This window comes from Variovorax sp. 3319, from assembly GCF_031456585.1.
Lineage (GTDB): Bacteria > Pseudomonadota > Gammaproteobacteria > Burkholderiales > Burkholderiaceae_C > Variovorax > Variovorax paradoxus_P.
Window position 1 is genome coordinate 582,404 of sequence record NZ_JAVDUZ010000001.1, and the last position, 20,567, is coordinate 602,970.

Annotated in this window: 27 protein-coding genes; 13 read left to right on the forward strand and 14 right to left on the reverse strand. The window is 64.2% G+C overall.

The features are described 5' to 3' along the window. The first annotated feature begins 8 nt into the window (after positions 1-8). The 7 genes from J2X67_RS02820 to J2X67_RS02850 are packed head-to-tail and all read left to right on the forward strand — an operon-like array spanning position 9 to position 6,967. Positions 9-1,064 (forward strand): branched-chain amino acid ABC transporter permease, encoded by a 1,056-nt coding sequence (locus tag J2X67_RS02820; RefSeq protein WP_309950323.1) that lies wholly within the window; start codon positions 9-11, stop codon positions 1,062-1,064. Continuing rightward, a complete protein-coding gene (locus tag J2X67_RS02825; RefSeq protein ID WP_309950827.1) occupies positions 1,064-2,851 on the forward strand; it encodes a branched-chain amino acid ABC transporter ATP-binding protein/permease in 1,788 nt (595 codons plus the stop codon). The genes J2X67_RS02820 and J2X67_RS02825 overlap by 1 nt, the downstream gene beginning before the upstream one ends. Next, complete coding sequence (locus tag J2X67_RS02830; RefSeq protein WP_309950324.1) at positions 2,848-3,579, forward strand: ABC transporter ATP-binding protein; 732 nt, start codon at positions 2,848-2,850, stop codon at positions 3,577-3,579. Before J2X67_RS02825 ends, J2X67_RS02830 begins: the two co-directional genes overlap by 4 nt. Next, entirely contained in the window at positions 3,569-5,167 is a 1,599-nt protein-coding gene (locus J2X67_RS02835) for an ATP-dependent acyl-CoA ligase (RefSeq protein WP_309950325.1), read from the forward strand. The genes J2X67_RS02830 and J2X67_RS02835 overlap by 11 nt, the downstream gene beginning before the upstream one ends. Positions 5,168-5,208: 41 nt before the next feature. Then, the gene (locus J2X67_RS02840; RefSeq protein ID WP_309950327.1) at positions 5,209-5,985 is read left to right on the forward strand and encodes an SDR family NAD(P)-dependent oxidoreductase; all 777 of its coding nucleotides are present in this window, start codon (positions 5,209-5,211) and stop codon (positions 5,983-5,985) included. Then, complete coding sequence (locus J2X67_RS02845) at positions 5,985-6,512, forward strand: MarR family transcriptional regulator (RefSeq protein ID WP_309950329.1); 528 nt, start codon at positions 5,985-5,987, stop codon at positions 6,510-6,512. The genes J2X67_RS02840 and J2X67_RS02845 overlap by 1 nt, the downstream gene beginning before the upstream one ends. After that, complete coding sequence (locus J2X67_RS02850) at positions 6,512-6,967, forward strand: thioesterase family protein (RefSeq protein WP_309950331.1); 456 nt, start codon at positions 6,512-6,514, stop codon at positions 6,965-6,967. Before J2X67_RS02845 ends, J2X67_RS02850 begins: the two co-directional genes overlap by 1 nt. 9 nt (positions 6,968-6,976) lie before the next feature. Here the strand turns inward: J2X67_RS02850 and J2X67_RS02855 are convergent, their stop codons facing one another. Continuing rightward, on the reverse strand, positions 6,977-7,387 hold the full coding sequence (locus tag J2X67_RS02855) for a hypothetical protein (RefSeq protein WP_309950334.1): 411 nt from the start codon (positions 7,385-7,387) through the stop codon (positions 6,977-6,979). 1,013 nt (positions 7,388-8,400) lie between these two features. On the opposite strand from J2X67_RS02855, the gene J2X67_RS02860 reads away from it, so the two are divergent. Continuing rightward, positions 8,401-8,799 carry a hypothetical protein gene (locus J2X67_RS02860; protein WP_309950337.1) on the forward strand — a complete coding sequence of 133 codons (399 nt, stop codon included), beginning with the start codon at positions 8,401-8,403 and terminating at the stop codon, positions 8,797-8,799. Positions 8,800-8,828: 29 nt separating this feature from the next. Here the strand turns inward: J2X67_RS02860 and J2X67_RS02865 are convergent, their stop codons facing one another. After that, positions 8,829-9,107: a hypothetical protein gene (locus tag J2X67_RS02865; protein ID WP_309950339.1), complete on the reverse strand. Its 279-nt coding sequence runs from the start codon at positions 9,105-9,107 to the stop codon at positions 8,829-8,831. 188 nt (positions 9,108-9,295) lie between these two features. Here J2X67_RS02865 and J2X67_RS02870 point away from each other — a divergent pair, with 188 nt between their 5' ends. Then, positions 9,296-10,816: a methyl-accepting chemotaxis protein gene (locus J2X67_RS02870; RefSeq protein ID WP_309950341.1), complete on the forward strand. Its 1,521-nt coding sequence runs from the start codon at positions 9,296-9,298 to the stop codon at positions 10,814-10,816. A gap of 457 nt (positions 10,817-11,273) precedes the next feature. Here J2X67_RS02870 and J2X67_RS02875 read toward each other — a convergent pair whose 3' ends face one another. From J2X67_RS02875 to J2X67_RS02895, 5 genes are read right to left on the reverse strand one after another with little or no spacing between them, the layout of a single operon-like run. Beyond that, entirely contained in the window at positions 11,274-11,909 is a 636-nt protein-coding gene (locus tag J2X67_RS02875; RefSeq protein ID WP_309950344.1) for a hypothetical protein, read from the reverse strand. A gap of 42 nt (positions 11,910-11,951) precedes the next feature. Next, positions 11,952-13,046: a tyrosine-type recombinase/integrase gene (locus J2X67_RS02880; protein WP_309950346.1), complete on the reverse strand. Its 1,095-nt coding sequence runs from the start codon at positions 13,044-13,046 to the stop codon at positions 11,952-11,954. Further along, a complete protein-coding gene (locus tag J2X67_RS02885) occupies positions 13,021-13,305 on the reverse strand; it encodes a hypothetical protein (protein WP_309950348.1) in 285 nt (94 codons plus the stop codon). Before J2X67_RS02885 ends, J2X67_RS02880 begins: the two co-directional genes overlap by 26 nt. Beyond that, entirely contained in the window at positions 13,302-13,955 is a 654-nt protein-coding gene (locus J2X67_RS02890) for a J domain-containing protein (protein WP_309950349.1), read from the reverse strand. Before J2X67_RS02890 ends, J2X67_RS02885 begins: the two co-directional genes overlap by 4 nt. A 2-nt stretch (positions 13,956-13,957) precedes the next feature. Continuing rightward, positions 13,958-14,182 carry a hypothetical protein gene (locus tag J2X67_RS02895; RefSeq protein ID WP_309950351.1) on the reverse strand — a complete coding sequence of 75 codons (225 nt, stop codon included), beginning with the start codon at positions 14,180-14,182 and terminating at the stop codon, positions 13,958-13,960. A 29-nt stretch (positions 14,183-14,211) separates the two neighbouring features. On the opposite strand from J2X67_RS02895, the gene J2X67_RS02900 reads away from it, so the two are divergent. After that, positions 14,212-14,451, forward strand: a complete 240-nt coding sequence (locus J2X67_RS02900; RefSeq protein ID WP_309950352.1) for a DUF1488 family protein — start codon at positions 14,212-14,214, stop codon at positions 14,449-14,451. A 5-nt stretch (positions 14,452-14,456) separates the two neighbouring features. Here J2X67_RS02900 and J2X67_RS02905 read toward each other — a convergent pair whose 3' ends face one another. Both J2X67_RS02905 and J2X67_RS02910 read right to left on the reverse strand, forming a co-directional pair. Further along, positions 14,457-15,179 carry a hypothetical protein gene (locus J2X67_RS02905; RefSeq protein ID WP_309950354.1) on the reverse strand — a complete coding sequence of 241 codons (723 nt, stop codon included), beginning with the start codon at positions 15,177-15,179 and terminating at the stop codon, positions 14,457-14,459. Then, complete coding sequence (locus J2X67_RS02910; RefSeq protein WP_309950357.1) at positions 15,166-15,366, reverse strand: hypothetical protein; 201 nt, start codon at positions 15,364-15,366, stop codon at positions 15,166-15,168. The genes J2X67_RS02905 and J2X67_RS02910 overlap by 14 nt, the downstream gene beginning before the upstream one ends. Before the next feature lie 29 nt (positions 15,367-15,395). Here J2X67_RS02910 and J2X67_RS02915 point away from each other — a divergent pair, with 29 nt between their 5' ends. From J2X67_RS02915 to J2X67_RS02925, 3 genes are read left to right on the forward strand one after another with little or no spacing between them, the layout of a single operon-like run. Beyond that, positions 15,396-15,647 (forward strand): hypothetical protein, encoded by a 252-nt coding sequence (locus J2X67_RS02915; protein ID WP_309950360.1) that lies wholly within the window; start codon positions 15,396-15,398, stop codon positions 15,645-15,647. Next, the gene (locus J2X67_RS02920; protein ID WP_309950362.1) at positions 15,648-15,887 is read left to right on the forward strand and encodes a hypothetical protein; all 240 of its coding nucleotides are present in this window, start codon (positions 15,648-15,650) and stop codon (positions 15,885-15,887) included. A 42-nt stretch (positions 15,888-15,929) separates the two neighbouring features. Continuing rightward, positions 15,930-16,493: a hypothetical protein gene (locus J2X67_RS02925; RefSeq protein WP_309950364.1), complete on the forward strand. Its 564-nt coding sequence runs from the start codon at positions 15,930-15,932 to the stop codon at positions 16,491-16,493. Between the two features lie 2 nt (positions 16,494-16,495). On the opposite strand, the gene J2X67_RS02930 is transcribed toward J2X67_RS02925, so the two are convergent. The 5 genes from J2X67_RS02930 to J2X67_RS02950 form a co-directional block, all read right to left on the reverse strand. Then, entirely contained in the window at positions 16,496-18,382 is a 1,887-nt protein-coding gene (locus tag J2X67_RS02930; protein WP_309950367.1) for a DNA cytosine methyltransferase, read from the reverse strand. Continuing rightward, on the reverse strand, positions 18,379-18,546 hold the full coding sequence (locus J2X67_RS02935) for a hypothetical protein (protein WP_309950369.1): 168 nt from the start codon (positions 18,544-18,546) through the stop codon (positions 18,379-18,381). Before J2X67_RS02935 ends, J2X67_RS02930 begins: the two co-directional genes overlap by 4 nt. A gap of 4 nt (positions 18,547-18,550) precedes the next feature. Then, positions 18,551-19,195, reverse strand: coding sequence for a hypothetical protein (locus tag J2X67_RS02940; RefSeq protein ID WP_309950372.1), 645 nt, complete (start codon positions 19,193-19,195; stop codon positions 18,551-18,553). 50 nt (positions 19,196-19,245) lie between these two features. Next, on the reverse strand, positions 19,246-20,157 hold the full coding sequence (locus tag J2X67_RS02945) for a hypothetical protein (protein WP_309950375.1): 912 nt from the start codon (positions 20,155-20,157) through the stop codon (positions 19,246-19,248). A 118-nt stretch (positions 20,158-20,275) separates the two neighbouring features. Continuing rightward, positions 20,276-20,566 (reverse strand): KTSC domain-containing protein, encoded by a 291-nt coding sequence (locus tag J2X67_RS02950; protein WP_309950377.1) that lies wholly within the window; start codon positions 20,564-20,566, stop codon positions 20,276-20,278. Between the last annotated feature and the right edge of the window lies 1 nt (position 20,567).

The following is a 20,567-nucleotide window of genomic DNA, read 5'->3' on the forward strand; positions in this document are numbered from 1 at the left end:
GTTTTCCTATGACGTGGGACGTCGCGCTGATCCTCATCACCGATGGCCTGGCCAACGGCGCCGTCTATCTGCTCGCCGGGCTCGGGCTGGTGCTGATCTTTTCGGTCACGCGGGTGGTGTTCGTACCGTTTGGCGACATCGCGGCTTTTGCCGCACTCTCGCTGGCCGCCTTCGAAACCGGCCGCGTGCCGCCGACCATCGGCATGGTTGCCGTGCTTGCGGCGCTGGCATTGGCGACAGAAGTCGGCAGCCTGCTGCGGCGCGGCGAAGCCGCTCGCGTTCCCAAGGCGGTGCTCATGTGGGGCGTGCTGCCCGCGATTCCGTGCGTGCTTGCCTGGCTTGCGGCGCGGCCCGGTGTGCCGGTGGCGGTGCACATCGCGGTGGCGGTGCTGCTGGTGGTGCCTATTGCGCCGCTGCTCGCGCGCGTGGTGTTCCAGCCGATTGCCGATGCGTCGGTGCTGGTGCTGCTGATCGTGTCGCTGGCACTGCACTTTCTGCTCTCGGGGCTGGGCCTGTTGTTCTTCGGCCCTGAGGGCTCGCGCACCACACCGCTTACGAGTGCGGTGTTCACGCTGGGCGACGGATTCACGGTCAGCGGCCAGGTGGTGCTGATGGTGGGCGCGGCCATTGTGCTGAGCGGGCTGTTCTTTCTGGTGTTCGAGCGCACGGTGGCCGGCAAGGCGCTGCGCGCCACGGCCGTGAACCGGGTGGGGGCGCGGCTGGTCGGCATCCGGCCGGTGCGCACGGCGCTGCTGGCCTACGGCTGCGCATCGCTGCTGGCAGGGCTCATCGGCGTGCTGATTGCGCCGGTAACGACCATGTACTACGACTCGGGTTTCATCATCGGCTTGAAAGCATTCGTGGCGGCAATCATCGGCGGGCTCGTGAGCTACCCGATGACGGCTGTGGGCGCTCTCGCAGTAGGCGTGGTGGAAAGCTTCGCATCGTTCTGGAGCGGTGCGCTGAAAGACGTGATCGTGTTCAGCCTGCTCATACCCGTGCTCATGCTGCGCTCCTTCATGGCCGCGCACTCCGAAGAGGAAGAAGACGAGGTGGACCAATGATTAACGGCAACCGCAAACGCATGGGCCTGATCGCCCTGGTGGTCGTCGTGCTGGCGCTGGTGCCGGCGGTGGCGGGCAGCTTCACGGTTTCGCTGCTCAATGACATCGGCATCGGCGCGCTGGTGGCGCTTGGGCTGGTGCTGCTCACCGGCGTGGGTGGCGCAACCTCGTTCGGGCAGGCGGCCTTCGTGGGCATTGCGGCCTATGCAACCGCGTGGCTCACGACCACGCAGGGCATGTCGCCGTGGATCGGCCTCTTGTTCGCGCTGTTGCTCACCGGGCTCTCGGCGCTTGCCATCGGCATGCTCACGCTGCGGCTCGGCGGGCACTTTCTGCCGCTGAGCACCATCGCCTGGGGATTGTCGATTGCGATGCTGTTCGGCAATGTCGATGCGCTTGGGCGCCATACGGGGTTGTCGAACATTCCGGCGCTGCACGTTGCGGGCTGGTCGCTGGCCGATCCGCGTTCGATGTACTACCTGATCTGGGTGGTGGTCGGGCTGGCGTGCCTCTTCAGCCACAACCTGCTGCAGTCGCGCCCGGGCCGGGCGATTCGCGGACTGCGCGGCGGCGCCACGCTTCTGGCGAGTGTGGGGGCCGATGCATACCGCGTGCGGCTCACGCTCTTCGTCACGGCCGCGCTCTTTGCGGGGCTCGCGGGCTGGCTCTATGCGCACATGAACCGCTTCGTGAGCCCGTCGCCGTTCGACGTGCGCGCAAGCATCGAGTACCTGCTGATGGCGGTGGCCGGCGGGCTCGGGCAGCTGGCGGGCGCACTGGTGGGTGCGGCCCTGGTGCTGGTGCTGAAGAACGGCCTGCAAGACGTGCTGCCCATGCTCACCCAGCGCGCCGGGCAACTGGAAGCCGTGGCGTTCGCAACGCTCTTCATCCTGCTGCTGCACTTTGCGCGCGGCGGCCTCATGGGCCTGCTGAGGCGCTGGACGCGCCGCAAGGGCGGCACCCAGGGTTCGTCGCGCTACGAAGCGCCTGCGGTCGATCCCCTTCCGCATCGCCAGCTGCCCGCGCGCGGCACGCAGGTGCTGTCGGTGAAAGGTGCGGTCAAGCGCTTCGGCGGGCTGGTGGCGGTGAACGATGTGAGCTTCGAGGTGAACGCGGGAGAAATCATCGGCCTGATCGGACCCAACGGCGCCGGCAAATCGACCATGTTCAACCTGCTGACCTGCACCCTGCCGATGAGCGCAGGCCAGGTGCGTTTTCTGGAGCACGACATCGCCGGCATGCCGCAGCGCCAGGTGGCGCGGCTGGGGCTGGCGCGCACCTTCCAGCACGTGAAGCTGCGGCCCCACATGAGCCTGCTCGACAACGTGGCTCTGGGCGCCCATTCGCGCACGCGCTCGGGCGTCTTGAAAGCGGGTTTGCGGCTGGACCGAACCGAAGAAAGGCAGATCCTGCAGGAGGCGCAGCGCCAGCTCGACCGAATCGGCCTGGGCGACCGCGCGCACGAGCTCGCAGGCAGCCTGCCGCTGGGCACACAGCGCATTCTCGAAATTGCGCGCGCTTTGGCTGCCGACCCGGTGCTGCTGGTGCTCGACGAGCCCGCGGCGGGCCTGCGCCGCAAGGAAAAGATGGCGCTCGGCGACTTGCTGCGTAAGCTGCGCGAAGAGGGCGTGACCATCCTGATCGTCGAACACGACATGGACTTCGTGATGAAACTGGTGGACAGGCTTGTCGTGATGAACTTCGGCTCCAAGCTCGTAGAGGGCGTGCCGTCCGCGGTGCGCGCCGACGAGCGTGTGCAGGCGGCTTACCTTGGGAGTGTTGTATGACCGCGATGCTGGAGATTGGCGATCTGCACGTGTCTTATGGGCAGGTAGAGGCTGTGCGCGGTGTATCGCTCGACCTGCAGCCCGGGCAGATCATCTCGGTGATCGGGCCCAACGGCGCGGGCAAAACGACGCTGCTGGCCGCCGCCATGGGCCTGTTGCCCTGCAAGGGTACGCTGCGCTTCGAGGGTGAAGACCTGCAAGGCCTCGACGTGGAGGCGCGCGTGGAACGCGGCCTGTGTCTTGTCCCCGAGAAGCGCGAGTTGTTCGGCGAGCTCAGCGTGCTGGACAACCTGCAGCTTGGCGCCTATGCCAAGCGGCTGCGCGGAGACGCGATGAAGAAGCGGCTGCAATCGGTGTATGACCGTTTTCCGCGGCTCGCAGAGCGACGTGCGCAGCGCGCCGACACACTCTCGGGCGGCGAGCGGCAAATGCTGGCGGTGGGGCGCGCACTCATGTCGGCGCCGCGGCTGCTGATGCTCGACGAGCCCAGTCTCGGGCTTGCACCGCTGATCGTGCGCGACATTCTCACCATCGTGCGCAAGCTGCGCGAAGACGGCGTGTCTATCCTGCTGGTCGAGCAGAACGCGCGCGCCGCGCTCGAAACCTCGGATCACGGCTACGTGCTCGAAACCGGCGAGATCGCGCTTTCGGGCGCTTCAGCTGAATTGGCAAGCGATCCGCGGGTGCAAGCCACATATCTTGGCGGAGGTACGCACGATGACGAGTGAGCCGCGCGCGATGCCGCCAGCGCAGCGCACGCTGCCAGGCATGCTGCAGCGCCAGTCGGCAAAGTTTGGCGCACGTCCGCTGCTGCGCATTGCAGGCACTCGCTGGTCGCACGCCGACGCGGCAGAAGCGGCTGGCATTCGCGCCGGCGCGCTCGCGCAAGCGGGTGTCGAGCGGGGAGACCGCGTTGCCGTGATGTGCGGCAATCGCATCGAGTTTCTTGAAACCTTGCTCGGTGCGGGTTGGATCGGAGCCTCGACGGTGCCGATCAACACTGCCTCGATGGGGCCGCAGATCGAGTACTTTCTTGCGCACAGCGAAGCAAAGCTGCTGGTCATCGAAGCTGGTTTTCTGGGTCGGCTGCAGGCGGCGGACCTGGGGCGAACGAAGCTCGAGCAGATCTGGATCGTGGGCGAGGCAGCCGAAGGCGACCCAGCTCCGTGGCTGGCGCCTGTCAGCGTGCGCGTGCTGGCGTATCCCTCCGGCGGTGCCGCCATTGCACCGGCAGACGTGCAGCCCGGCGACCCGCTGGCCATTCTGTATACGTCTGGCACTACCGGTCCCGCCAAGGGTGTGGTCTGCCCGCATGCACAGTATTTCTGGTGGGGTGTGAACAGCGCCGAAGTGCTCGGCGTGGCGGCGGACGACGTGCTGTGCACCACCCTGCCGCTCTTTCACATCAACGCGCTCAACACTTTTGCGCAAGCCGCGCTCACGGGCTCTGAAGTCGTTTTTGAAACACGCTTCTCGGCTTCGGGCTTCTGGCCTTCGATGCAGGCGAACGGCGCCACCGTGGTCTACCTGCTAGGTGCCATGGTGCCGATACTGCTCGCACAACCCGCAGGCGAAGGCGAGCGCAACCACCGCGTACGCATCGGGCTCGGGCCTGGCGTACCCGAAGCCGCAGGCAAGGCGTTTTTCGAGCGCACAGGCGTACGGTTGCTGGAGGGGTATGGCTCCACCGAGACCAACTTTGCAATTGCCACCGCACCCGATTCGCCGCGCGGCGGCGTGATGGGATGGCTGCGGCCCGGCTTCCAGGCGCGTGTTGCCGACGAAAGCGACGCAGAGTTGCCAGCCGGAGAAGCCGGCGAGCTCCTGCTGCGCGCCGACGAACCCCATGCTTTTGCAAGCGGCTACTTCAGCATGCCCGAGAAGACGGTCGAGGCCTGGCGCAATCTATGGTTTCACACTGGCGACCGCGTGGTGCGCGAAGCAGACGGAGCCTTCAGGTTTGTCGACCGCATCAAGGACGCGATCCGCAGGCGCGGCGAAAACATCTCCTCGTTCGAAGTCGAGCAGGTGCTGCTGAGCCACCGCTGCGTTGCGTCGTGTGCGGTGTACCCGGTGCGCTCCGAGCTGGCCGAGGACGAGGTCATGGCCGCATTGGTTGCCCGTGATGGTGAGCGGATTGATCCCGCGGAACTGATGAGCTTCTGCGAGAGCCGCTTGCCGTATTTTGCGGTGCCACGCTACGTCGATGTGCTGCCCGACCTGCCACGCACCGAGAACGGCAAGGTGCAAAAGTTCAGGCTCCGCGAGCGCGGTGTCAGCGCGCAAACCTGGGATCGCGCGCTGAACAAGCGATAAGCCGCATTCGCTAGAATAGTTCAGAACTAAACATTTCAGGTATGCATGAAAATTCATTGAGCGGCCGCCACGCCGTGGTGACTGGCGCCGCGCGCGGCATTGGAGCCGAAATCGCCCGTAGCCTCGCTGGCGAAGGCGCTACGCTGACCTTGCTCGGACGAGACATCGACGCCCTTCAGCGCGTAGCCGCCGCGCTCCCGGGCCAGGGCCACGGTGTTGCCGTTGCCGATGTGGCCGATGCGCAAGCCGTGCAGGCAGCCTTCGCGCAAGCACGCGCCGGGCGAGGGCCCGTGGCAATCTTGGTGAACAACGCAGGCGCGGCAGAGAGCGCACCTTTTCTCAAGACTTCGGTAGAGCTCTGGCAGCGCATGTTGTCGGTCAATCTGACCGGCAGCTTTTTGTGCGCTCAAGAGGCGCTGCCCAACATGCTCGACGCGGGCTGGGGCCGCATCGTGAACATTGCCAGCACCGCCGGCCAGAAAGGTTATGCCTACGTGGCCGCCTACGCTGCGGCCAAGCACGGCGTTGTTGGCCTCACGCGTTCGCTTGCGCTCGAAGTGGCCCGCAAGGGGGTGACGGTAAACGCGGTATGCCCCGGATACACCGATACCGACATCCTGCGCGCGAGCGTAGCCAACGTGGTGGGCAAGACCGGCCGCAGCGAAGCCGATGCGCTGGCCGAGTTCTCCAACGTCAATCCGCAGCGGCGTATCGTGCAGCCCGCCGAGGTGGCCGACACGGTGCGCTGGCTTTGCGGCGAGGGCGCGACGTCTGTTACCGGGCAGTCGATATCGGTTTCGGGCGGGGAGGTCATGTAATGCGCAACGACGCCTCGCACGCTGCGCTCAGCGACGCCGAAGAACTCGGCCACGAGGCACGCGCTGGCCGCGAAGACCACGCCATGCTCAAGCTGTGGCTGCGCATGCTCGCGAGCACCACGCAGATCGAGGCTGAAATTCGGCGCCGGCTGCGTGAGCGCTTCGGCATTTCGCTCGCGCGCTTCGACTACATGGCACAGCTCTATCGCTACGAAGAGGGCCTGAAGATGCGTGTGCTGTCGCGCTACCTGATGGTGACGGGCGGCAACGTGACCGGCCTGACGGATGAGCTCGAGCGCGACGGCGTGGTGGCGCGCGCGCACAGCCCCGACGATCGGCGCTCGTGGATCGTGAGCCTCACGCCCAAGGGCCGCGCCAGCTTCGAGACCATGGCCAAGGAGCACGAGCAATGGATTCTCGAGATGTTCTCGGGCCTCGACATGAAGACCGTCAAGCAGATGCATGCGCAACTCGGCCAGTTGCGTGTTCATGTGATGCGCGGCGAGCCTTCGGGCGAGGAGGGCTGATGAGCGCAAGCGAGACGAAAGCGCCCGGTGCCGAGTTCCGCCGCGCGCGGATGATCCGCTTTTCTGACTGCGACCCCGCGGGCATCGTGTTCTATCCGCAGTACTTCGTCATGCTCAACGGGCTGGTGGAAGACTGGGTGAGCGAAGGCCTTGGCATCGACTATCACGCGCTCATTTCCGAGCGGCGTGTGGGCTTGCCCACCGTGCGGCTCGAAGCCGACTTTCGCGCGGTGAGCCGCATGGGCGATCAGGTCTCGCTTGGCCTTTCTGTGGAACGGCTGGGCTCTCGCTCGATGTCGCTCGTCTTGCGTTGCTTCGAGCCTGTGAGCGGCGAAGTGCGCATGCAGGTGAAGCAGGTGCTGGTAACTACCTCGCTCGTGAGCCATCGCGCTGTGGAAATTCCGCAAGACCTGCGCGCAGCCATCCTGCGCGAGGCGCCTTCTCCGGCAGCCTGACGAAACGGATCAGGAGGGCTGCGGGCTTTCGCCCGTTGCGCCCGATCCATCTGGCGAGCGTGCACGCTGCTTGAGCCAACCGCTCAGTTCTCTTTTTTCCTTTGCATTGGCTTGGCGCCAGGCTTCGCGCGCGGCCGCAATGAAGCGTTCTTCGGCTGCGTCGGGGACCTCGGAAATGCGGTCTTCCTTGTCGAGCCAACCGGCCTCCACCTCGCAGTGCCGCTCAATCTGCCGCGCCAGGTTGTCGCCAATGGGCCGCGAGCTTTTGATCTGGCTCCACATGCTCGGGGAGATTTCGATCTTCTTGGCGAAGGCCTGATCAAGTCCCTTTGCGGGCCGGCCCGCTGCAATGGCCTCTTCGAGAAAACGGCGGTGCAGCGCAAGAACATTGCGACGACGCGCGACGGTGATATTGGGCACTGTTTGAAAGCAACAACAAGAAGACGAGAAAAGATTGTCCGGGTTGTTGACGGTGCCGTAAACACTATTTACAGTTCGCCTCATTCGCGGCCTAGGCCCGCAGCGTTTTCATGATGCGGCACCTGTGCCGCACAGGCAAAAAACTTCAACCAGGAACCACTGTGACCACCGCCACCACGCCGCGCATCAGCAGCATTCGACCTGCTTCGGGCCGATCGCTCGCGCGCGTCGCCGTCGCGTTCAAGAATCACATTCCGGGCGGAGGTTGCGCGTAGCGCGCACTTCCCCAGCTCTCTTCAGCAGAGGCCCGGAGACCGCAAGGTTCCGGGCCCTTTTTGTTTTTACTTCTCTTGTTTTTTTCGGCTTTGCCATTTCGGGTGTGCCTTCGCAACACCGCCAGTTTCAAGCCGCGTGCGCGGTCTGGCGGGATGTGCAGGAAAGTGGACCGTTCCTGTGCGGCGACGTCGTACGGGGCAGCACCTATGTGCTGTCCGTCGCGCGAGGACACAACCGAAATGGAAAGACCAGCGAGAGCCGCCCCTGATGGGCAGGCTCAGCGGCTGAAGCCTCCGAAAACGCCGTAGGCGATGATTCCGGCGGTTGCGAGGCCGCCTACGATCAGGCAGAGCACCTTGGTAGCGCGGCCGCTGCGGCGTCTCGAACGTGCCCAATGCTCCGGGCCGATCAGGTCGATGGGAACAGTGGGTTTGCCTAAGTCTGACGCCTTTTCCATGGCCGGAAATATAGCGTAGCCGGCGAGGTTGTTGGTCCTCCGGACTTATCCAGTTGACCTTCATCCGCCGTGTCGACAGGAAGAGCAGGACAAAAAAATACCCGCCGAGGCGGGTGCAACGAGCTTGAGCTTCGAGCTTATGGGCCCCTGTCGTCGGAGTTCTTGTTTTTCTTGCGATGCATGACAGCAAACCGCAAGATGCCACGCCAACGGCCCTGTCCGTGCGGGACAGGGCCGGATGCTAGTGAAATCACTTTATAAAAGTGTGAAATATTGCCGTATGGACAAAGAAATCATCACCAAGAGCCTGATGCGGGCGTTGGAAAGCTGGATCCGCCACGCTTCCGCCGAACAACTGTGGCGTGTGCTCCAGGCGGGTGGCCTTGGCGCCACCATCGCGGTGGAGGGCGACGTCGTTCACGTCCGCATCGAGCTTGGCGGCCCGCCAAACCCGCTATCAGAGCTGGGGAGAACGGATGGGCGCTTGCCCGTTACGGAGGCTTTTCTGGGCGAAAGTGCCATCTGGGGCAAACCGCCTCCGACAGGCGATGAAACACGGGAACAGTGGTTCCTGGCGAGCGAACTGGCTCAAGGGCATGCAAGGCAGTATCTGCTTGCGGAGGTTGGTGAGAAGCGCGAAATGTTGTTGCGCTTTGTCGAAGGGTGGATGGTGAACTGATCGATTTGAAGAAATCCGCAGTGCCCCTGTCACCACGCCGATGCGCTGGCGCTCGTAGAAACCGCCGCCTGCGCATTCTGAGCGGGGCCGACAGGCGTTCTGCCGATGCTGGTCGCGAACCATCGAAAGGTGTTTACCAGGTGGTCGCCGCGGCCCGTGGTCCGCACGAAGAGGTATCCGCAGGTCGCATTGCCCAGTTCGTCCACTGGAATCCCGGCAGATCGAAGCGCCGCAATCTCGGCGCTGGCGCTCATGTCGAGCGGCAGTTGCAATGTGATGGTCGCGTTGTGAATGACTTGATTGAGCATTGCCTTGGCCTCCGATGAAAGCCTTCAGCATCCGCCTTGGAGCGCTCATCCATGTCGCGGCCCATCGTAAAAAATGTGACTTTCTCACATTTCGAGCGGCTCCCCGAGAAGTACGCATCGAAAACTAAAGTTTTCGGCGCCGCTGCCGATAAGCAGGTGTATTCATCTCCTGTTGTCCGATGCGCTCCATGAAGCTCCGAACCCGAATTCTCCTTTTGTGCGCTGCGGCGCTGCTTGGCATGGTTGTGCTGGCCTCCGTTTCGCTGTCGACATTGCGCCACTCGATGATGAAGGAGCGCACCTCGCAGCTCTCCACGCTCGTGGTGCTGGCAAATGCCTCGCTGGAGCGCTTGTACGAGCAGGAAAAGTCGGGCGAACTCACGCGCGACGAGGCACAGAAAGAGGCGAAGAAGCTCATTGGCAGCCTGCGCAAGGACGAGCTCTATTTTTTCGTTCGCGGCTACACCAATGACGTGAACTATGTGCACCCCAACCCCAAGCGTGTGGGCATTGTGGACGCCAAGGGTGGCAAGGAAGCCGGGGAGCGCTATCGCGCGGCGCTTGCGGGGCAAAAGGTTGCCACGCTCACGGCCTACGGCACCCGCCCCGGAGCCAAGGAAGAAGTGCAAAAGCTCTACGCCATCATCAAGTTCGAGCCTTGGGACTGGATCGTGGGCTTTGGCGACTACATCGATGACATCGATACCGTCTTCTGGCGCAACACGGCCATCCTGCTGGCAATTGGCGGTGTGCTCATGGTCGTTGTGGGAAGCATGGCCTGGGGCATGGCGCGAAACCTTTACCGCCAGCTCGGCGGCGAGCCCAGCTACGCCTCCGAAGTGGTGCGCCAGATTGGCGCAGGCGACCTGGGCATTGAAGTGCGGCTGCGCCCGGGCGACACGGGCAGCCTGCTGCACGCCATGCACCAGATGCAGCGTAGCCTGGCCGGCACGGTGACCGAGATTCGCGGTTCCACCGACACCATTGCCACAGCCAGCGGCCAGATCGCGTCGGGCAACCTCGACCTGTCGTCGCGCACCGAAGAGCAGGCCAGTTCGCTGCAGCAGACCGCCGCATCGATGGAAGAACTCACCTCCACCGTGAAGCAGAACGCCGACAACGCGCGCCAGGCCAACCAACTGGCCGTTACGGCCTCCGAGGTTGCGGTGCGCGGTGGCGACGTGGTCGGACAGGTGGTCGACACCATGGGCTCGATCAATGCGTCGTCCAAGAAGATCGTCGACATCATCGGCGTGATCGACGGCATTGCTTTCCAGACCAACATCCTTGCGCTGAACGCGGCCGTTGAAGCGGCGCGCGCCGGTGAGCAGGGGCGCGGCTTTGCGGTGGTGGCTTCCGAGGTGCGCAACCTGGCGCAGCGTTCGGCCGGCGCAGCCAAGGAAATCAAGACGCTGATCGACGACTCGGTCGACAAGGTGGGTACGGGCAGCGACCAGGTGGCCGAGGCCGGCAAGACGATGCAAGAGATCGTGGCCAGCGTGCGCCGGGTAACGGACATCATGGGCCAGATCATGGCTGCGAGCCAGGAACAGACTTCGGGCATCGAGCAGGTCAACCAAGCCATCTCCCAGATGGATCAGGCCACGCAGCAGAACGCCGCGCTGGTGGAGGAGGCCGCGGCTGCGGCGGGCTCGCTGCAGGAGCAAGCCGACAGCCTTGTTCAGGCGGTGCGCGTGTTCAAGGTCTGAGCGGGTCGTCGTTGCCGTGGCCCTGCGCGAGCAGAGGGCCATGCGTAGGATGAGGGGCTAACGAAATCCGACGGGCCCGGCTTGGGGCACAAATTAAAAAACCTCCCTGCTTTGCGGCGGGAGGTTTTTCTATTTGCGAACTACGCGTCGCAATGGCGGCACGGTACTCACAAAAAAATAGCGCGGGAACCGCGCTATTTCTGGTGTTGGTGGTGGGCCCTGAGTGACTCGAACACTCGACCTACGGATTAAGAGGCCAGCGGTTGAATCGGGCCGCAGGGCGCGCCAGTGTTGCGTTTGCGGCTCCGGCCGTCACATATTCGGTGTTCTCTCTCACTCTTTGTTCCCTCGGACGATTTCGGGAAAACCACTGTATATGAGACGGGTTCTGGGTCGCCCTGAACCCGCGCCGCCGAAACCCACGCTGGAGTAGTTCGCCCAAAACGAGGCGGTCACCTTATGGCGCCAGGGGGATTGGCCGCCACGCTGCGCTCTCACTAAATTCCGCATGGCAACGTGGACAGGCGAGAGCATCCATTGGAATTAACGCTTCGCAGTTGGGACAGTGACCGTGAGGGCCACTTAAGCTCCCATCCGGCGAGAGCTTGGCGAACCGGCGCGCATCTTCCTTGCGTCGTGAGGCCGCAGCTGCATTGCTCCATATGGAAACAGCGGCGCCGCATGCAGCTCCGGCTCCCGTTCCAGCCAAAATAAATTGAATCACGCCGTTCAATTCAGGAAGTAGGCTGCCAAACTTGACGAGGCTCCACGCCATCATGCTCACTACTCCGCTGAAGGCCCCGAGCGCACATCCGAGAAAGAAGCCGATACGGCGCAATCGCAAAACGCGAAAGCACAAAAAGCCGAACAAAGAGTAGAGGCAGCCCGAAGCCAGTGCCGGCAGCGCGCCGATGGCGTAGGCAACAATGAGGGCGAAGAATAGAACCGGGGAACCGGCTCTAATTTCACCTGCAATCAGGATGAAAAATCCAATTGGCGGGCCGACTGCACCAAAAATCAGGGGGGCGAGGCTCAGCTTGTCCAACCTGTCGGCTGTTTGCTGGTCCTTAACATCCGTCTTGGGCTGTCTCATGAAGGAACTGTACTCGGTCGATAGCGCTTGAGCGCCAGTCCGCTAGAGCTCGACGCCATTCCGTAGCATCGCCACCTGGTTGGGCGTGGCCGTTTCCGACCATCGGGCCTTGATGTATTTCTCGGTCGTGGCCTTGTCGGCGTGGCCGCACAGCAGCTGGATCTGCTCGATGGGGATGCCGGCGCGCCACATGTCCGTTGCCCCCTTGCCTTTGAGGTCTCGAAATCCGAAGCTCGGAATTGGCGCCAAGCCCTTCTTCGCTCGCTTGGCATTGATCCGCGAAATCTGAGCGGTGAGCATCGAATGGATGCCCGAGTACGTGTAGCCCTCGCCCTCGCGGTTGTGGACGATGGGCTGATGCAGAACCGGCACTTCGCCGATGGCTTGATCGACCAGACGTGCGAGGTCGGGGGTCAGCTGGATCTTGAGCAGCACGCCGGTCTTGTGCTGGCGGTGCTTGATGATCCGGTGCCCGTTCTCGTCGCGCATGACGTTCGCGGGCGTCCACTTGAGGATGTCGCTCTCGGGCCGTTGGAGCGTCCGGTAGGTCAGGTCCATCAGCAGGCGCACCTGCCGGCCGGCGGCCTCGTGGACGATCCGGTATTCCTCGTGCGTGACGTACCGGTCCCGCTTGCTCTCGGGATTGCTGACGGTGCCCGATTTTTGCATGCACGGATTCACCTGGAGGGCGGTCTTGTGCGTGCGCAGCAGCCAGCTCAGCATGCTCGAGAGGCAGGCTTTCTCCCGATTGCCGCGGACCGGGCGGCCGGCGCGGGCCTGGAGCTCGAGGTAGCCCTGCACGATGTTTGGGGTGATCGACTCGGGAAGCATCGAGCCGAAGTAGATCTTCAGCGGCACCACGTTCTGCCGGTAGTCGTCGAGCGTGCGCTGCGAGAGCGTCTTGGCCTTCACGCGGGCCTCGCAGTCCACGAGGAACATGTCGAGCCAGTAGCCGGTGGTGCCGTAGACGCCCGAAGGGTCGTTGTACAGCGCCGCGCGCGTCTTCGCCGTCTTGATGTCAGTGCCGACGCGCTCCCAGCGACCGTCGCTGTGGCGGTAGTAGAAGGCGTTGTTCTTGAAGGTCAGCCGAGTGCCCGCGAGGGCCATCGGGTCACCGTCCTTGCGTTTTCTGCCCATGTTTCTTTCGTTGTTCCAGGTGAGCCATCATTCCGACGACGTTGGGGGCGTTCTGTGGGGTGCTCTGCTGCAGGCCGAAGCGCTCGGCACCCAGCACCCGCTCGAACTCGCTGCGGGCCACCAGGGGGCGCCCGTTGGGCTTTTCGTGCACCTGCAGCTTGAGTACTTCAGCCAAGTAGCGGCGCTGCGCGCCGGGCTGCGTCAGGGGCTCGCAGATCTGGTCGATCTCGGCCTGGGTGAGGAAGGGCAGTGCGCTCATGTGCATTCCTTCAGCGCGTCTTCCCGCGCCTGGTTGAGTTCGGCCATCTTTGTGGCGTCGCCACCGGCGCGGTCAGGGTGGTGCTTGCTGGCCAGCCTGCGGTAGGAATACTCGATGGCCTCGCGCCCGGAGTTCGGGCTGCAGTCGAGCACAACCCACCAATCCCGCTTCATGCCAGCCACGATGGGCGCCGGCAGCGCCGTGAAGCCTGTGAACGCCCGCTCGAGCACGATGGCGCCGCCATGGCGCTCGATGGCGCGCATGGCCTCGATGGTGGCTGCCAGCGCGGCGATGTTCATCTCGACCTTGGTGTAGCGGTCGATGGCCATGCAGCGCGGCGCGCCGGCCCACGGGTCGTTCCAGTAGACAGCCGCGCCCGGGTCGGCCGGCTGGGCCTGGTCGCTCCGTGGCAGGCCGTCGAGGCGCAGCTTCAGGTTCGTGCTGAGCACCAGGTCGTCGCCGCGCACCGCCATGCGGTCGAGTTCAACGCGCAGGCGCTGCGTGGCCGCCGCCACGGTGATGTTCTGCACCGAACGCCAGCTGCCCATGCTGGATTGCTTTGTGGTGCCGAACCGGCCGTAGGCGCGTTCGCCGGTGGGCGTGCGCTTCCAGCCGGGCGGCCAGGCGAGAGGGAAGGCGGTGATCGTCATGTTCAATCCGTCCACTTAATGCAGCCGGCGCTCGTGCAGCGGCCAGAAGTCCGGCCATCGACAGCCGAGACCGTGAAGGTGAGAAGCCCGCGGCACTTGGTGCAGCGGATCGAGCCGCGCTGCGTCTGGGCAGGGCGGTAGTGAGGAGGCTGGCAGTGCTGCTTGCGCACCTCGGCCATTGCGCGCGCCACTGCGCTGGAGAAGGCGCCGAAGCCGGGAGTAGTCATACTCGTGCCTCTTTCCTATGGAGCGAGACATGAACGACGCCCACTTCCGAGACAGCCACGACATCATTGAGTTTTCGGTCTACCCGGATGGCCAGCGCAAGATCTGCTGGATCAGCTTCGAAGCTCTCAGCGATCATTTCGGAGCAAACCGAGACAACGCGGTGCAGCTGCTTCTGCAGCACATGGACCGCATTGCTCCTGTGGCAATACGTGTCGCGTCCAGAACCCCTGCAGGTGAACTGATACTGGTCAAAACGGCGGACTTTTGAGCAGTTCATAGTGGCCGGATCCTCCGGAACTCGACCACCCATACCCATGGGTTGGCTGCCCAGCTTTCGGCGCCGTTGATTCGCTCCCACAACCGCTGAAACGATGCGCGGTAGGACCATTGGTAGTCGTCGCTTGGAGGCGGCTCATCAACGCCTTCTTCGTATCCCGGCGCGCCCTCTGCCCGCGCGTCAGCCTCGCTGATGTCCTGAAGGCGTTCGATGCGCACTCCAGTCACCTCGAGGTCGATTCGGCTGTAGCGACGTGGCACGTGAATGCTCGGAATGCCTCGATCCGGCATCTTGTCGTCTTCGCTGTAGGCGTCTCCGAACACTTCGCACAGGTACTTTCCGTCAGCCCACTTGTGGCCCCATTCAGGGTCGTAGCCGAGACTCTCGCGCACCCACAGCCGGTTGCCTCGCTCCCGCGCATAAGGGCAGATGCATTGATCATCCTTGCCGTCCGGCCAGTCGGGCGCATGCTCGATGGCTACCCATGGTTGTGCCCAGCCGCCGCAGCGCTTTGCCTCATCGTCCGGGTGCCCGCGCTGCCCGAACAACGTGTAGTCGGTGAACGCATGCTGCTTCTGACGCGCCATCACGCGCCGCGTCTGCGTTTTGCTGCCGTCGAGCAGCGCGCGCACCATCGGCGCCGAGAAGAGGATCGGCCGCTCCTTGAACGCCGGCACCAGCGGGCACGCCTTCGTGCTGACGAATTCAGGAGGTGCCATTGCGAGCCTCCCGGATGTCGATGACGTGGCGGTAGTTGCGCGCGGCGAGCGGCTTCAGCGACTCGAGCGCGATGGTCACGACGATGCCGTGCGAGGTGGCGTAGTCCACCAGTTGCTGGGCGGCCATTTGCACGGCCTGGATCTCGTGCGCGCGCTCGCGGGCAGGAGAGGTGTCTAGGAGGTTCAAAATGCAGCCCTCGGAAGAAGGAGTTGGAAATGCTGAAATGGATCGAGCGCATTGATGGCGACAGGACCATTCGGGAAACGACGTACCAGGGCTATGCGCTGGAGGTGACTGCGGTGCCGGTCGGGAACGGCGAAGATTTCGCCGCGACCGTCTACCGTCTGCTGCCGCATGGAGGTAGCGAGCGCGACAACCAGCCGCATTGGGGAAAGTCGGCGGGCGAGTCGCTGGATCGCGCTTGCTGGGCAGCGAAGTGCCAGGTCGACGCGGACGTGCTCGCGTAAATGGCCAAGCCAACCCGAACCGCCGAGCAGCTGAAGCAGATGCTGCTGATGCGCATCGAGGCCTTGCCGGGCCTGCGAGGCCAGCAGACTGACGTGCACCGCGGTGGGGTGATCGGTATGCCCTCGGAAGAAGGCGGCCCGAACTGGACCGTACGCGTGGTCAGCGACCGCGGCACGCACCGCGCCGACATCGCCCAGATCATCCGGACGCTGCAGATGCAGTTCGACCTGGAGGATTGAGCCAAGCGATACTTCGGCTCCAAAACAATAGAGGAGTCGGAAATGTTTGATGGACCGTGGCAGACGTGCATGCTGGTGCGCGGGCTGAATCCAAGTGAATGCGCGTCTTGGGTTCAAGCTTGGGGAACCATCTTGGCAATCGTTGCGGCTGGTTCCTTCACTTGGTGGCAACTTCGCACTCAACGTCTGAGCACATTGAAGGCGAGGCGTGAGCGCTTGGGAGCATTGATCGAAACGGTGTCTACGCTCTACGATTCGCTCGCACGAGAGGTGATCGGTGTTGAGCCATTCTTGAAACGTCTTCCAGAGGCCAAGATGCTCCGAACGCGGTTCGCCCAGAGCCCAGCTTTCTCTGATATCGAGCGATCGGCGCAATCTCTTCCCCTGCACGAGTTTTCTGATCCGGCGTCGGTGAAACTCGCAGTCGACTTGGTGGCGGTAACCCGCCTTGCGCGGGCTGCTGTCGAATCCGTGTTTGAGCAGTTGGACGGTGATCTTGCGGAATTTGTGCTCACGCAAGAGCCGTTGAAGCCCGTGCTCGCCAGCATTGGAGTTCTCCTTAAGAGGTGTGCATCTGCGCGCGAGCGAGCAGCGACTGCGACATGACTTCATGTCGATCTCTCCATGGTCAAAGCCATCGCGACCTCGCGCACCCAGATCGGTTGGGATGACAGCATGAAGGTCTCGCCGCTCCACGCGAGTAGCAGAGTGGTGCCCATCACGCCGGCAATGGCGCAGGCGGCATCGCTAGGTACGGCATTCCCGATGCGCTCGCGCCAAGCCTGATCACTGAGGCCGTCGAGCTCGAAGCGCTCCTCCGGATCGAACAGCGACTGCAGGGCGGCCAGCTCAAGGGTGGTGAACGGGCGGTGCCAGGTGCCGTCGAGCGCCTGGATGCGACACACCACCTTGTCGGCCGGCGCGGGCATGCGCGGATCGGCAACGCTCCACCGACCGTTGTCGTGGCCAGCAGCTGCGCTCACGGCGCCGGCAGGCTCGTTCCACGGCATCACGCCGTAGTGGCCGGCCGTCAGGTAGTTGTCGCCCTTGCCGCGCTGGATGCCGCTGCGAGGATCCGCGACGGCGAAGGCGCCTTGACCGGTGGTGCTGCCGCTGATCACAGTTCCAGAGGCTTCGTCGAAACGAGTCACGGAGTACTTGCTGAAGGGCAGCCCCGGCTGGCGCGGGTCAGCTACCCCTTGGCCAGTGCCGTGGGCGCTGGTGACCGCCATGCTCGACCGCTCCCACGGGACGATCCGGAATTCGTTGCTGTGCTTTGCTGGGCCTGAGTGGCGCGGGTCGGCCACGCTGAATGTGCCCTGGCCGGGCGACTTCACGCCGATCACCGCGCCCATGGGCTCGGCCCAGTCGAGCACGCCATACTGCTGATACTGCAGCGCGGCTGCCGGCGCGCGAGGATCGGCTACCGCGAACTTGCCATTCGACGGCAGCGATTCGCCCGCCACGGCGCCGCTGGGTGCATCCCAATCGGTCACGCCGTAGCCTGCGGCATAGAGCTGCTGACGGGGATCAGCAACGGAGAAGGCGCCATTGGTAGGTGTGTTGCGCCCAGCAACCGCGCCAGTCGCTTCTTCCCAAGCCCGCACGCCAAGCACACCACGATGCATCGAGGGGACGATCAGGTAGTCGCGCAGATGGCCGTTCTCCACAGCCAGCTTGTTTAGGCTGCGCCAGTCGCTGCCAGCTTCGACGAACGCCAGACGAACCCACGTCTTCCACTGCAGCGCGGGTATGCGATGCATCGGGCCTGCGCGCTGATCGCCAGGCATGAGCATCTTGCCAAGCACGTCGCCGACTGCGCGCAGAGGTCGCTTCTCCGGTTCGTAGAGGAATGGCGGCACCTTCTCGATGTGCCGCGCGACGAGCAGGAAGCGCTTGCGGCTTTGCGCCAGGCCGCCGATCTCGCCGCAGTCGTGCGTCGTCTCCGCGACGGCGTAGCCGTAGCTCCGCAGCAGGCTTGTGATCTGGTCCAGCAGGTGCCGCCCGCGGGTAGCGATGCGCGGCACGTTCTCGAACAGGATCATCTCGACGGGATCGTCTTTCCAGGCCTCGAGCATCAGCCAGACGCCGCGCAGCGTGAGCCGGTTGAGCGCCTGATACTTGTCGGTCTTGCTTTTGCCTTCGGACAGCAAGCCGCTGAATCCCTTGCAAGGTGCCGAGAGGAAGATGATGTGCGGCCGCTCGTGGCCGGCGGCGCGGTGCACGTCGGCCACGGTGGCTTCCACCCAGCCTGCCGGCGGCGTGCGGCCGTGGAAGGCCTCGTACTGGCTGCGGTCGAAAAGATCCAGCACCGTGCCCTTCGCGTCGGCCAAGCGGTCGAAGTCGCGAATGGCAGCCGCGTCAACATCGATGCCGCCAATGCAGCGGAATTTCGCCTGCGTGGTCCCCACGCGCGGATTGGCCTTGTTGAAGCCGCGCGCGCCGCCGCCGAGGCCGACGAAGGCGTGGAAGTGCCGAATCTCGACTGTGTTCATGCTGTTTCCGTGGTGTGAGCAGTGACGACATCGCGTACCGCTTCGTAGGTGATTCCGAGGGTTTGCGCGGCCACGCGCATGGCAGCCTCGCGGTCGGGGTGCAGGGCAACGGCGCGCGCGAACGCCGCCATCACCTTCTCGATGGGAATGACGGTGAAGTCCATGCGCTCAGTCGCTCCCGTCGCCGTGGGTGTCGGTGAACACGTCTTCCGGTGTGAGTGGCTTCTTGGGCTCGCTCGGCTCGGCGTTGGGGAACACGTCGCCTTCGGTGAGCTGCTTTGCGGGCTGCTCGACCTCGGGCATGTTCAGCTTCAGCGAAATATCGCGCTGCTGCAGGATCGACAGCGTGCCGATGATGTGGTCATCGATGTCCGCCGAAGACGACACAGCGAACTTCACTTCGGCCGAGCCACCCTCGATGGGCGTCACGCGGAACTTGTGCACCTTGCACAGTTGCAGCACGATGGCCGTGGTTTCGTCGATGCCGTAGGCGACCTCGACGCGTGCGCCGACCTGCTGGAAGTCGAGCTTCACCGGGTAGTCCATGCCGGGCACGCGCACGTTCGGCATCTCGTCGACCGGCAGATCCATTGCGGCCTGCGCTCCATTCGACTCTTGCGCGCCGCCAGACTCCTGCGCCAGGTTGCAGAACAGCGCGTTGCGCAGCTGCTTCTGTATCGCCGTCAGCGAGCGGTTGTTGGTATTCCAGGTCACGGCGAGGTCAATGGCCATGACCTCTTCGTCGCCGTGCTTCTCCACGCGCGTCTGGACGTTGGAGAGCTTGACGGTGGTTGGTTCGAGTAGTTCGAGCATGAGTACCTTTCGGGTGAGGGGATGCGGGAGAGATCTGGGGCGAAGGAGGCTTAACCGCCGGCCTGCCACGGCATCGGCTGGATGCGCTGCGCAATTGGGTCGGGTTCGCCGTTCAAGATCGCGGCTGCGCGCTTGGCACCGGCGCTCGGGCACGGCGTGCCGGCCGCTTCCATGGCCTTGGCGATGTCGGCCTTCTGGCAGAGGCGAGCGCGGGCAGCGAGCTGCAGGCCGGCGGCGCGGAGCGCTTCGGCGTCGTAGCGGATGTCGCAGCTGCTGTCGGTCCACGTCGTGGCGAAGCTGATGCCGATGGCGGCACCTTGGCCGCCGCCGCTGGAGGAGCCCATGCAGGTGCCGTTCGAGGCAATCACCGGCGCGGCATAGGCCGTGGCCACAGGGTTGCGCTCTTGTGCTGGCGCAATGTAGGTGTCGCCCTTGGCACCTTCGACCGTCACAGTGACCGCGCCGCCGCTCAGCGTGTTGCCACCCGAATTGCCGCCAGCCGCCGTGGCCTGGCCACCTGCGCCGCCCGCTGCCGTGTTGGTGTTGCGGCTCGACTGGCTCTGGCCTTGCTGCTGCCCCTGCACGTTGGTGTTGTTGTTGGTGTTGCGGATGCTGTTCGTGCTGTTGCCCGAACCGACGACAGCAGCACCAGACGAGCTCGAGCTGTTGCCCGAGCCAATGACCGCTGCGGCCGCACCCGACGTGCTGCTGGACGCTGCTGCGGCGCCAGCGATGCCCACGCCTACACCAACGCCGGTGCCGCCTTGGCCGCCAGCACCACCGGCGCCGCCGTTGTAGACCGGTGCCGGAGTGGGCGTCGTGCCGCCGCAGCCGTTGGTTTGCTGACCAACGCCGCAACCGCCATTGCCGCCGCCGTTGTTGCCGGGCTGCGTGGCATGTGCACCGGCCGCGAGGATCGCCAGCACAAGGCCGGCAAGCATGGAATTCAGGATTGATTTCATAGAAGCTTTCAGTGGTTGAGGAAGGGAAAGAAAAAGGGCGGCCGCTCTCGCGGCGCTGGCTGGAAACGGAGGGTGGGAGGAGGAGGGTTCAGTCCAGTCAGCAGCGCCCGGAAAAGGGTCAGGCCACAGCCGGAGCGGGAGCGCGGAACTTCTCGAACGGCAGCTGCTTGATGTGCTGCCCGAAGTACTTGCCGATCGACTCGGCGCCGACGAACTCGGCATGCACCTTCGCGTCGACGTTCGGGTAGTGGTAAATCGAGCCGTTGCCGCGGGTGAAGGTCACGGCGAGGGTCTTGCGGGCGGCGTCATAGCCGATGGCGGCGACCTGGTTGGAGGTCACGGGTGTCATCGGAATGGCGACGTACTCGGCTTCGGAGAAGGCTTGCGGTTCGGCAAAAGGCTTGGACATG